Origin of the sequence: Gordonia sp. UBA5067 (assembly GCF_002414845.1) — a bacterium.
GTDB lineage: Bacteria > Actinomycetota > Actinomycetes > Mycobacteriales > Mycobacteriaceae > Gordonia > Gordonia defluvii.
This window is the reverse complement of the sequence record NZ_DIAX01000059.1, coordinates 36,071-47,218: the sequence shown is the minus strand read 5'-3', so window position 1 is coordinate 47,218 and position 11,148 is coordinate 36,071. Positions and strand designations below refer to the sequence as shown.

Here is an 11,148-nt window from a genome sequence, read left to right as displayed (position 1 = left end):
GGCGACACCATCCGCGTCTCGCTGTCGGCGCCGCCGGTCGAGGAGATCAAGGTCGGCGACGCGATCCTGCAGTCGCTGAACCTGCGGCCGCGCAAGTTGGAGATTGTGTCCTGCCCGTCCTGCGGGCGCGCTCAGGTCGACGTCTACAAGTTGGCCGAGGAGGTCACCGCGGGGCTGGAGGGCATGACGGTGCCGCTGCGGGTCGCGGTCATGGGCTGTGTCGTCAACGGCCCCGGTGAGGCGCGGGAGGCGGATCTCGGCGTCGCCTCCGGCAACGGCAAGGGGCAGATCTTCGTTCGGGGCGAGGTCATCAAGACGGTGCCGGAGTCGCAGATCGTCGAGACGTTAATCGAGGAAGCGCTGCGGATCGCCGAAGAGTCGGGCGACACTGGACCCGGCGCCCCCGTCGTCAGTGTGAGCTGACGGCGTAGCGCCGGTAGTCGCGAAAGGGGATCGGCGAATGCTGACCAGGCGCCGACAGCCGCTGCAGACCAGCGATGCGCTGGCCGTTGCCCGGGCCCTTGTGGTCGATCCGATCGCCGCGTGCATGGTTGCCGCGCGGGTGGAGTCCTACGGCATCGAGCCACGCTGGCTCGGGGGTCAATTGTGGTCCGCCGACGACCCCGAGTTCTCCCTGTGTTTCTCCGGTGCCAACCTGATTCCACTCATCGGCACTGATGCCGACCTCGACTATTTCGCCGAAACCGTTTTGTCCCGGCCCCGCGAGTGCTCGTCCATCGTCGGGCCTGCGCCGCTGGCGCTGGGGTTGTGGGAGCGGTTGGCAGAGGTGTGGGGCCCGGCGCGCGACGTGCGCCGCGTGCAGCCGCTGATGGCATTGCCGGCGGCGCCGAACGTACCCGACGATCCGGCGGTCCGACTGGTGACCGGAGACGACCTCGACGCTTATTTCCCGGCGGCGGTCGAGATGTTCAACAGCGAGATCGGCGTCGATCCGTGTGCCCTCGATAACGGGCGGGCCTACCGTCAGCGCCTGGCCGGCCTGATTGACGGACAGCGCGTTTTTGCCCGGTTCGACGACGGTCGGGTGGTTTTCAAGGCGGAGATCGGAGCGCTTTCGCACGCCGTCGGGCAGATCCAGGGGGTCTGGGTCGCGCCGGAGCATCGGGCGATGGGCCTGGGCCGGGCCGGCACGGCTGCAGTGGCGTCTGCCATCCGTGCGCATGGGCGAATCCCGAGCCTTTACGTCAACGACTTCAACCTGAGCGCGCGGCGCGCGTACGAAGCCGTCGGATTCGAGCAGGTCTCCACGTTCGCCACCGTCCTCATCGATTGAGGACCTGCAGCGTGGTTCGGGGAGGTACGCGCCCGCTTCCGCGTGGCGTCCCAGGAATCACATGCGTCACATCTAGGATCAGCCGTGATGACTCCTCCGAGATCCCTCGCACGCGCCGTCGCGGTGGCCACCGCAGCGGTGGTGGCCGCCACGCTCAGCGGGTGCGGACCCTCCGAGGACAGCCCGCGCAGCGCAGTCGACCGCTTCCTGGCCTCGATCGTGGCGCGCGATGCCAACGGAGCCGCCCGCCAGACCAACAACCCGACGGCCGCCTCGAAGGCGATCGCCGATCTATGGAGCGGACTGACCGCCGACGGTCTCGACGTCTCCACCGGCAAGGTGCGGCTCTCGGTCGATAGCGCACTCGCCGATGTCACCTACACCTGGAAGCTGCCGGGCAAGCGCGAATGGCGGTACACCGCACAGGTCGCGGCCAGTCGCGGCGACAACGGATGGTCGGTCCGGTGGATGCCGGCGGATCTGCACCCCGAACTCGGTGCGGACCAGCGACTGGTGTTTCGCGTCCTCGAGGCGCCCCGCGCCGAGGTGAATGAGGCCGACGGGTCGCGCGTCATGGCGAACGGGACCGTCGTCGGGATCAGTTTCGACGCGAAGGCCGCGCAACGAGCGGGAGCCGAGCCGGCGGAGTCGGTGACTGCGGCCGTCAACGCCCTGCATCGGTTCGACCCCAAGCTCGACGCCCAGCAGATCGCGGAGACCGCGACCGCCACCGGGACGCCGTACTCGCTCATCCGGCTCAGTCACAGCGATTTCGATCAGCTCCGCGACCGGCTGGCCATCCCCGGCATCGTCGCGACCGATCAGGCCGAACTCCTCCCGACCGACCCAGGTTTCGCGCCCGCACTGCTCACCCAGGTCCGCAAGGTGGTGGGAGATCAGACGGTCGGCGCGCCCGGGTGGCGGGTCGACGTCGTCAATCCCAACGGCCTGACGGCCGGGGTGCTCACCGATCATTCGCCGACCCCGGCGCCCGCAGTCACGTTGACCCTGTCCCGCACCGTGCAGTCGGCCGCACAGCGGGCGGTGAACGCGACCGACCGGTTCAAGATCGCCATGGTCGTCATCCAGCCGTCCACAGGCAACATCCTCGCCATCGCCCAGAACAAGCGTGCCGACGCCGATGGGCTCATCGCCACCAACGGGCTCTACCCGCCCGGATCCACGTTCAAGATGGTGACCGCATCGGCGGCGGTCCGCGCGAACCTCGCGCACCCGTCCTCGATCGTCCCGTGCCCCGGCGAAATCCAGATCGGCCCGCGGATCATCCCCAACTACGACAAATTCGCCTTGGGCGACATTCCGCTGCTCGGCGCCTTCGCGCAGTCGTGCAACACGACGTTCGCGCACCTGGCGAGCCAGCTGGGCCCGTCGGATCTGGCCAACCAGGCAGCCGCGATGGGGCTCGGCGCGACCTACGACATTCCCGGCCTGGCGAATGTGTCCGGCTCGGTGCCCATCGCGCCGGATATCGTGGCCCGCAGCGAGGACGGCTTCGGCCAGGGCAGGGTGCTCGTATCACCGTTCGGACTCGTCATGATTCCGGCGACGATTGCGAACGGGTCGCCGCCGATTCCGACATTCATCCGGGGCCGTGAGACCACGGTGTCCGGCCCGCGGCCCAAGGTCGACGCCAGGATCTACGACGAGGTCAAGCCCATGATGCGGGCCGTGGTCACCGAGGGCACCGGCACCGTCGTCAACGGTCTCGGGCCGATCTTCGCGAAGACCGGGGAGGCGGAATTCGCCGGTGGCTCGCACGCCTGGTTCGCCGGATACCGTGGGGACCTGGCCTTCGCCACGCTGATCGTCGGCGGTGGCGATTCGACGCACGCCGTCGGCGTCACGCGGGACTTCTTCAACTCACTGCCCCCGGGCTATGGCCTGGGCGGTCGACCCTAGTCCACGGCGCTACAGTGGACGCCATGTCTGTTCGCGCTCCACTGGCCCCCGGGGTCGTCTCACCGCGTCGGGCTGTGCCCGACCGAATCGTCGCCCCCGAATATGTCGATAAGAAGACGGTCAAGGAGGGCGCCGAACCCTGGGTGCAGACCCCCGAGATCATTGAGCGGGTGCGTGTTGCGGGCAAGATTGCCGCGAATGCGCTGGCCGTCGCCGGTGCAGCCGTCGCCCCGGGGGTCACCACCGATGAGCTCGACGGCATTGTGCACGACTACCTCATCGCGCATGACGCCTATCCCTCGACGCTGGGCTACAAGGGCTTTCCCAAGTCCTGCTGCACGTCGATCAACGAGGTGATCTGCCACGGCATCCCCGACTCGACGGTGGTTGCCGACGGTGACATCGTCAACATCGATGTCACCGCCTACTTCGATGGTGCGCACGGCGACACCAATGCCACCTTCCTCGCCGGAAACGTGGCGCAGGAGGCCGCCGACCTCGTCGAACGTACCCGGAACGCCACCGAGCGAGCCATCCGGGCAGTGCAGCCCGGCCGGGAACTGAACGTCGTGGGCCGCGTCATCGAGGCGTATGCGAACCGATTCGGGTACCAGGTTGTCCGCGACTTCACCGGGCACGGGATCGGTGAGACGTTCCACAATGGCCTGGTCGTACTCCACTACGACCAGCCCAATGTGGAAACTGTCCTTGAACCGGGCATGGTGTTCACCATCGAGCCGATGATCAACCTGGGCGGCCTGCCGTACGAGATCTGGGACGACGGCTGGACCGTGGTGACCAAGGACCGCCAGTGGACGGCGCAGTTCGAACACACCCTCGTGGTCACCGACGACGGCGCCGAGATCCTCACGCTGCCCGACACCGACCTCTGAGTTCGCGCATGCGCGGCGGGGTGCTGATCGGCGGCGCGACGAGCGATGCCGGCAAGTCGATGATCGTCGCCGGGCTGTGCCGGCTCCTCGCCCGTGAGGGCATCCGGGTGGCACCCTTCAAGGCGCAGAACATGTCGAACAACTCCGTCGCGACGCTCGACGGCGGGGAGATCGGGCGCGCCCAGGCGGCGCAGGCGCGGGCGGCCGGTCTGGAGCCGTCGGTGCGCTTCAACCCGGTCCTGCTCAAACCCGGCTCCGACCGGCAGTCCCACGTCGTGGTTCGCGGCGTCCCGGCCGGGGTCGTCGGGGCGGCCGACTATGCGCAGTGGCGCGAGCGGCTGCGCAGTGTGGTGCTCGCCGACCTCGAGTCGCTGCGCGCCGACTTCGACGTGGTCATCGTCGAGGGAGCCGGGTCGATCGCCGAGATCAACCTGCGCGGGTCGGACATCGCCAACCTGGGCCTGGCGTCGGCGGCGGGCCTGCCCGTTCTGGTCGTCAGCGACATCGACCGCGGCGGGTCGCTGGCCCACTTGTTCGGCACGACGGCGATCCTGTCGCCCGACGACCAGCGGCGCGTCCGCGGCTTCCTCATCAACAAGTTCCGCGGCGACCCGGCGCTGCTCGCGCCCGGGGTGGACCGCCTCGCCGAGCTGACCGGGCGGGCCACCCTCGGCGTGATCCCGTTCGAGTCACGGCTGTGGCTCGACGCGGAGGATTCGCTCGCCGCACCCGTCGGCGCCCGGCTGGGGCCGCCCGGCCGCATCCCCGACGGTCCCGACCTGCGCGTCGCCGCGATCCGCCTGCCGCGCGTCTCCAATACGACTGACGTCGAAGCACTCGCTGCCGAGCCGGGCGTGGAAGTGACCTGGGTCGCCGATCCGGCCGCGGTCGCCACCGCGGACCTGGTGGTGCTGCCTGGGACGCGGGCCACCGTCGACGACCTGCACTGGCTGCGTGAGCGTGGCATCGATCGCGCGGTGCGCGAGCGCATCGTCAGCGGCGGACCGCTACTGGCCGTGTGCGGGGGCTTCCAAATGCTGGGCGCCACGATCGTCGACGAGGTGGAGTCGGGCAGTGGAGCGGTGCCCGGCCTCGGCATCCTCGACCAGTCGGTCCGGTTCGCGTCGCGCAAGACGGTGCGGCGCCGGGCGGGAACCGTCTGGGGGATCGCGGCGCACGGATACGAGATCCACCACGGAGTCGTTGCCGGCGCCACCGATCCGCCGTGGCTGATGGCCGACGACGGGACCGGCGAGGGCGTCGAGCGCGACACGTTGTGGGGCACCCATTGGCATGGTCTGTTGGAGAGCGATGAGGTGCGCCGCGCGCTGCTCACGCGGGTGGCGCGCGCGCGGGGCCGGCCGTTCCGCCCGGGGGTCGTGCCGTTCGAGGTGGTGCGCGCCGAGCAGTTCGACGTGATGGCCGACCTCCTCGCCGCCCACGTCGATCGCGGTGCGCTCGCCGCCGTCATCGAGGGGCGGACCGACGATCCGCCGGTGATCACCCATACGCTGACCTGAGTTCACCCCGCGCGGATACGGTGGGGCGATGACCACGACGAAGAGTCACATCAGCCTCGGCGACCTCACTTTCGATGTGGCCGTCGGCGGACCGGACGACGGGGCGCCGGTGTTGCTGCTCCACGGCTTCCCGCACAACAGCGCCAGTTTCGACGGCGTCGTCGGGTTGCTGCACGAGGCGGGGCTGCGCACGATCACCTTCGACCAGCGGGGCTACAGCCCGGGCGCCCGCCCCGCCGCCGTCGACGACTACGGCATCGACCACCTGGTCGCCGATGCGCTCGGGGTGCTCGACGCGCTCGGGGTGCAGCGGTGTCTGCTCGTCGGGCACGACTGGGGCGGGATGATCGGCTGGCAGCTCGCCGCCCGTCATCCCGATCGGTTCACCGGCTATGTGGCCGTGAGCACCGGCCACGCGTCGGCCGTCGCCAACGCCCTGGAATCGGGCGACGATCAGCGGGAGAAGTCGTCCTACATCAAGTTCTTCATCGCTGACGGCGCCGAAGGGAAGCTCCTGGCCCGCAACGCGGTCCTGCTGCGCCGGACGGTCCCGCGCGAGGCGATTCCACCGCTGCAGGAGCCGGGTGCCCTGACCGCCGCGCTGAACTGGTATCGGGCGACGTTCACCGGCGACATCGCCGACCACCTCGCGACCGGCACCGTGACCATTCCGACGACGATGGTGTGGAGCGACGGCGATACCGCCCTGGGGCGCGAGCAGGCGCAGGGCAGTGCCGAATTCGTCGACGCCGACTACCGCTTCGTCGAACTGGCCGGCGTGGACCACTGGGTGCCGGAGAACGCCCCCGAGGCGCTGGCCGCGGCGATCATCGAGCGGGCGGGCGGGTAGCGCCGAGTCAGACCGGTGCGATCGTCTTCGTCGGCGGGGTGGTCGCGGCGGCCTTCTTGGCCGCCGCCTTGGCGACCGGTGGCCGTAGTCCGGTGGCCAGCCAGGCCTCCACCTCCGCATAGGCCTGCTCGCGAGCCGGTGCCACCGATAGGAATACATCGTGGCGCGCGTCGGGGACCGGAACCGAAGTCAGCCGCCCCCCCAGGCAGCCGGCCCAGCGCGCCATGTGGGAAACGTCGAGCACCGCGTCGGCCCGGTCGGTCCTCGACGAGTACTGCTTGGCGAAGTACGATTTGTCCGACCTCAACACCAGCGACGGGACGGCCACATCGAGCCCGGCCTGCAGTAATGCGTGGCCGTTGCGGATGGCGCGGACCCAACCGAACATGACGGGGAAGCCACCGAGCGGCTTGAAGTCGACGTTGTATTTCCACTGCCCGTGACGGCTTTCGTGGATGCTGTCCCCGTAGGCGGGGGAGAGTTCCTGCGGCAGGACGGTCAGTCCGCGGGTGATCCCCACCCCGCGGATCAGCGCCGTGACCGCCGGGGAGCGCATTGCGGCACGGCCCTGCAGATCCAGCCACGGACTGTTGAGGATGAGGCCACCGATCAGGCCGTGGCGCGTCGAGTCGAGCCGGCGCAGTCGATCGACCCAGAGGGGGGCGATGAGGCCGCCGGTCGAATGGGCGCCGACGATGATCTTCGGGTCGTCGGGCCCCGGGCCGATCCCAGCCTCCTCCGCGATCACATCGACTGCGAGGCTCAGCTCCACGTCGTACAGGGAGAGATCGGTGACGTAGTGCGCCGTCTGCCCCGCGCGGCGCGAGCGTCCGCATTTGCGCAGGTCCAGGGCATAGAAATGATAGCCCTGGGCGACGAAGAACTCGGCGAGCGGTTCGTGGAAGAAGTAATCGGTGAAACCGTGGATGTAGAGCACCGCGCCCTTGGCCGAGCGGGGCCGCTTCGGTGCGCGGATCAGTGTTGCGGCGATCGGCGATTCCCCGTCGGGGTCGGCGCCCAGTTCGAATACCCGTTGCGAATACAGGGGTAGTTCGGTGTCTGGCTGCCAGTCCGTGGATTCAGTCACGGTTGCCGATGGTAGCGGGGGACCTCATTCGGTGTGGTCTTAAGCGCAATCGGGTCGGCCGGTCGCGTGCACTCGGTCGCGATGGGGAACAATGAGCGGGTAACAGCGAGGAATGGGAGTTTTCGTGTCTGCATCGGTGGTCAAGACGGATGTCGCGTTGGTCGGAGCGGGCATCATGAGTGCCACGCTCGGCGCTCTGTTGCGGCAGTTGGAGCCCACGTGGTCCATCACCCTCTTCGAGAAGCTCGACGCGGTGGCCGCGGAGAGCTCGGACCCCTGGAACAACGCGGGCACCGGCCACTCGGCGCTGTGCGAGCTCAACTACACCCCGCGCACCGCCAACGGCGACGTCAATATCGACAAGGCTCTGGCCATCAACGAACAGTTCCAGGTGTCCCGGGAGTTTTGGGCGCATTCGGTGGACAACGGCGTCCTGACGAACCCGAGCGAGTTCATCAACCCGATCCCGCATGTGAGCTTTACCCACGGTCCCGACGGCGTGGACTACCTGCGGTCCCGCTACGACCGGCTGTCGCGCCAGACCCTGTTCGAGGGCATGGAGTTCATCACCGATCCCGGTGAGTTCTCACAGCGCCTGCCGCTGATGGCCGCCGGGCGCGATTTCAGCAACCCGGTCGCCCTGAATTGGTATGAGAACGGCACCGACGTCGATTTCGGTGCGCTGACCCAGCAACTGGTGAATTTCGTCGGCGGCGGCGCCGACGTGTTCTTCGGCCACTCGGTCACCAACCTGTCCAAGCAGAGCGACGGCAGCTGGCTCCTCACCGTGCGCAACAACCACACCGGCGAGAAGCGCAAGGTGAACGCGAAGTTCGTCTTCGTCGGCGCGGGCGGTGGCGCACTGCACCTGCTGCAGCGCTCGGGCATCAAGGAGGCCAAGGGATTCGGCGGGTTCCCGGTCAGCGGCGAGTTCCTGCGCTGCACCAATCCGGACCTTATCGCCGAGCACAGCGCCAAGGTGTACGGCCAGGCCGCGGTAGGAGCCCCGCCGATGTCGGTGCCGCACCTCGACACCCGCGTCATCAATCATCAGCCCGGCCTGTTGTTCGGCCCCTACGCGGGCTGGTCGCCGAAGTTCCTCAAGAACGGCAGCATCACCGATCTGCCGTTCTCGGTGCGCCCGGGCAACCTGTTGCCGATGATATCCATCGCCCCGAAGGAATTCGGTCTGCTCAAGTACCTGATCAGCGAGCTGGCGGCGAGCCCGGCAGATCGCATCACAACGCTGCGCGACTTCGTGCCCGAGGCGCTGGGCGCCGACTGGGAGACGATCACCGCGGGTCAGCGTGTCCAGGTCATCCGCGGCACCGGCGTCAAGGGGGCCTTGGAGTTCGGCACGGCAGTCGTGGCGGCGCAGGACGGCACCATCGCCGGTCTGCTCGGCGCCTCGCCAGGCGCGTCCACCGCGGTTCCGGCCATGCTCGACGTGCTGAGCAAGTGCTTCGCGAGCCAATACGAGTCGGACTGGGCACCCAAACTCGGGGAGATGATCCCCTCCTTCGGCAAGTCGCTCTCGGACAATCCCGCGTTGTTCGCGCAGGTCTGGGACTGGACGTCGAAGAGCCTGGAACTGACGAGGGCCTCGGCGTAGGCGCGTCATGCCGGTCGGTGGGGTGATCCGCTACCCGTTCAGTGCCGTCGTCGGCCAGGATCGGTTGAAGCTGGCACTGATTCTGTCGGCCATCGCGCCGAGTATTGGCGGCGTCCTGGTGCGCGGCGAGAAGGGGACCGCGAAGACGACCGTTGTCCGCGGTCTCGGGCCGCTGCTGCCGCCCGCGAGCATCGGGGACCAGCCACGCGTCGTCGAGTTGCCGATCGGGGCGACCGAGGACCGGGTGATCGGATCGCTGGACCTGACGCGGGCGTTGCGCGACGGTGAGGCCGTATTCACCCCGGGCCTGCTGGCCCAGGCCGACGGTGGCGTCCTCTACATCGACGAGGTCAATCTGCTCGCCGACCACCTCGTCGACGTGCTCCTCGATGCCGCGGCCTCTGGTCGCGTGACCATCGAGCGCGACGGTGTCTCGCACACGCAGGACGCGAGCTTCGTCCTGGTCGGCACGATGAACCCCGAGGAGGGGGAGTTGCGGCCGCAATTGCTCGACCGCTTTGGGCTGGCGGTTGAGGTGGTGGCGCCGGCCGAGGTTGAGGATCGGGTGGCCGTGGTGCAGCGGCGGATGGCCTTCGACGCCGATCCGGCCGGTTTCGTTGCCGCTTATGCCGGCCAGGAGCAAACGCTCGCCGCGCAGATCGCGGCGGCGCGCGGTCGAGTCGCCCAGGTGCAATTGCCGTCGGCGCAGTTGCGGCGGATTTCGGGGATCTGCGCTCATCTGCAGGTGGATGGGCTGCGTGGCGATCTCGTGGTGGCCCGGGCCGCCGCCGCCCATGCGGCCTGGCGAAACGTCGCCGAGATCGACGAGAGTGACATCGCCGTCGCCGTCGAGTTGGCCCTGCCGCACCGCCGGCGGCGCGACCCGTTCGAGACTGGCGGTATCGACGACCACGAGATGTCCGAGGCCATGGCAGCCGGTGACGAGGCTGCCGGTGATCCCGACCCCGACCCCGATGGCGGTCCGGGTTCGGGTGCAGCAGACCGCGAATCCGGTTCGACCGGAGACCCGCACGATCCGTCCCCCGATGAGACGCAGGGCGGGGAACAGCCAGGCCGGCAGGACGACCCCGGCCGGTCCGGTACCGATACCCGGCGCTTCGGCAGTGGGTCGCCGCGAGTGAACCGGCCGGCCCGGTTGCCGGCGATGACCGTGTCGGGAATCGGCGACGGCGATCCGGGGCGCCGGTCGCGATCACGCAGTACCAGAGGGCACACGACCCGGTCCGTCGAATTCGGTCCCGGGACCCCAGTGCACCTGTTCGGCACCACGCTGGCCGCCGCCACGCGGCTCGCCGCCGAGACCGAACGCGCCCCGGGTGCGTGGCGGGCCACCGGCCGCAGCCCGGTACGCGCCGACGACGTGCGCGGTGCCGCCCGCGAGGGCAGCGAGGGTAATCTCGTCGTCTTCGTCCTCGACCTGTCCGGGTCGATGACGGCACGCACGCGGTTGGCCGCGCTGACCGACGCGTGCGTGGCGCTGCTGCGCGATTCGTACACGCGCCGGGACCGCGTCGCGGTGGTGGTGGCGCGCGGCTCCTCGGCCCGCGTCGTCGTCCCGCCCACCCGGTCGGTCGAGCTCGCCGTTGCGCGGCTCGCCGATCTTCGGGTTGGCGGGCGCACCCCCCTGGCCGAGGGCCTCATGGAGGCGCGCGCACTGATCGGGCGGGCCCGGGTGCGTGAGCCTCGCCGTCGCCCGCTCCTGGCCGTGCTCACCGACGGTCGGGCGACCGCCGGCCCGGCGGCGGTGGCGCGAGCGAACTCGGCGGCGTCCGCCGTGCGGCGCGACGGGATTGAGTCGGTGGTGATCGACTGCGAACAGGGCATGATCCGACTGGGACTGGCCGGCGCCCTTGCGGCACGACTCGGCGGGCGTCACGTCCCAATGGCGGAAGTGACCGGAGTCGGGATTCGGCGCGCGCTCGGCCCGACGCCGTCGGCCGTGGCGTAGCGT

9 protein-coding genes are annotated in these 11,148 nt (G+C 69.3%); 8 read left to right on the top strand and 1 reads right to left on the bottom strand.

Annotated features, from left to right (window positions below; all coding sequences use genetic code 11):
* From B4M62_RS10105 to B4M62_RS10080, 6 genes are all read left to right on the top strand, one after another.
* Positions 1 to 423 (top strand): flavodoxin-dependent (E)-4-hydroxy-3-methylbut-2-enyl-diphosphate synthase (locus B4M62_RS10105; protein WP_290707277.1); only part of this gene is annotated, 423 nt, incomplete at its 5' end.
* A 37-nt stretch (positions 424 to 460) separates the two neighbouring features.
* Entirely contained in the window at positions 461 to 1,294 is an 834-nt protein-coding gene (locus B4M62_RS10100) for a GNAT family N-acetyltransferase (RefSeq protein ID WP_290707275.1), read from the top strand.
* Between the two features lie 87 nt (positions 1,295 to 1,381).
* Positions 1,382 to 3,214, top strand: a complete 1,833-nt coding sequence (locus tag B4M62_RS10095) for a penicillin-binding transpeptidase domain-containing protein (RefSeq protein ID WP_290707273.1) — start codon at positions 1,382 to 1,384, stop codon at positions 3,212 to 3,214.
* A gap of 23 nt (positions 3,215 to 3,237) precedes the next feature.
* The gene (map, locus tag B4M62_RS10090; protein WP_290707271.1) at positions 3,238 to 4,107 is read left to right on the top strand and encodes a type I methionyl aminopeptidase; all 870 of its coding nucleotides are present in this window, start codon (positions 3,238 to 3,240) and stop codon (positions 4,105 to 4,107) included.
* A gap of 8 nt (positions 4,108 to 4,115) precedes the next feature.
* Positions 4,116 to 5,627, top strand: a complete 1,512-nt coding sequence (locus tag B4M62_RS10085; RefSeq protein ID WP_290707269.1) for a cobyric acid synthase — start codon at positions 4,116 to 4,118, stop codon at positions 5,625 to 5,627.
* Between the two features lie 28 nt (positions 5,628 to 5,655).
* A complete protein-coding gene (locus tag B4M62_RS10080) occupies positions 5,656 to 6,477 on the top strand; it encodes an alpha/beta fold hydrolase (protein WP_290707267.1) in 822 nt (273 codons plus the stop codon).
* A 7-nt stretch (positions 6,478 to 6,484) separates the two neighbouring features.
* On the opposite strand, the gene B4M62_RS10075 is transcribed toward B4M62_RS10080, so the two are convergent.
* Positions 6,485 to 7,564: an alpha/beta hydrolase gene (locus B4M62_RS10075; protein ID WP_290707265.1), complete on the bottom strand. Its 1,080-nt coding sequence runs from the start codon at positions 7,562 to 7,564 to the stop codon at positions 6,485 to 6,487.
* Positions 7,565 to 7,676: 112 nt separating this feature from the next.
* On the opposite strand from B4M62_RS10075, the gene mqo reads away from it, so the two are divergent.
* Both mqo and B4M62_RS10065 read left to right on the top strand, forming a co-directional pair.
* Positions 7,677 to 9,176, top strand: a complete 1,500-nt coding sequence (gene mqo / locus B4M62_RS10070; protein ID WP_414651817.1) for a malate dehydrogenase (quinone) — start codon at positions 7,677 to 7,679, stop codon at positions 9,174 to 9,176.
* Between the two features lie 7 nt (positions 9,177 to 9,183).
* Positions 9,184 to 11,145, top strand: a complete 1,962-nt coding sequence (locus tag B4M62_RS10065) for a VWA domain-containing protein (RefSeq protein ID WP_290707261.1) — start codon at positions 9,184 to 9,186, stop codon at positions 11,143 to 11,145.
* Positions 11,146 to 11,148: the final 3 nt, after the last annotated feature.

Excerpts from the sequence above, each read along its gene's own strand:
- B4M62_RS10100 (WP_290707275.1), top strand. The coding sequence starts at position 461 with ATGCTGACCAGGCGCCGACAGCCGCTGCAGACCAGCGATGCGCTGGCC.
- B4M62_RS10095 (WP_290707273.1), top strand. The coding sequence starts at position 1,382 with ATGACTCCTCCGAGATCCCTCGCACGCGCCGTCGCGGTGGCCACCGCA.
- map (WP_290707271.1), top strand. The coding sequence starts at position 3,238 with ATGTCTGTTCGCGCTCCACTGGCCCCCGGGGTCGTCTCACCGCGTCGG.
- B4M62_RS10085 (WP_290707269.1), top strand. The coding sequence starts at position 4,116 with ATGCGCGGCGGGGTGCTGATCGGCGGCGCGACGAGCGATGCCGGCAAG.
- B4M62_RS10080 (WP_290707267.1), top strand. The coding sequence starts at position 5,656 with ATGACCACGACGAAGAGTCACATCAGCCTCGGCGACCTCACTTTCGAT.
- mqo (WP_414651817.1), top strand. The coding sequence starts at position 7,677 with ATGGGAGTTTTCGTGTCTGCATCGGTGGTCAAGACGGATGTCGCGTTG.
- B4M62_RS10065 (WP_290707261.1), top strand. The coding sequence starts at position 9,184 with ATGCCGGTCGGTGGGGTGATCCGCTACCCGTTCAGTGCCGTCGTCGGC.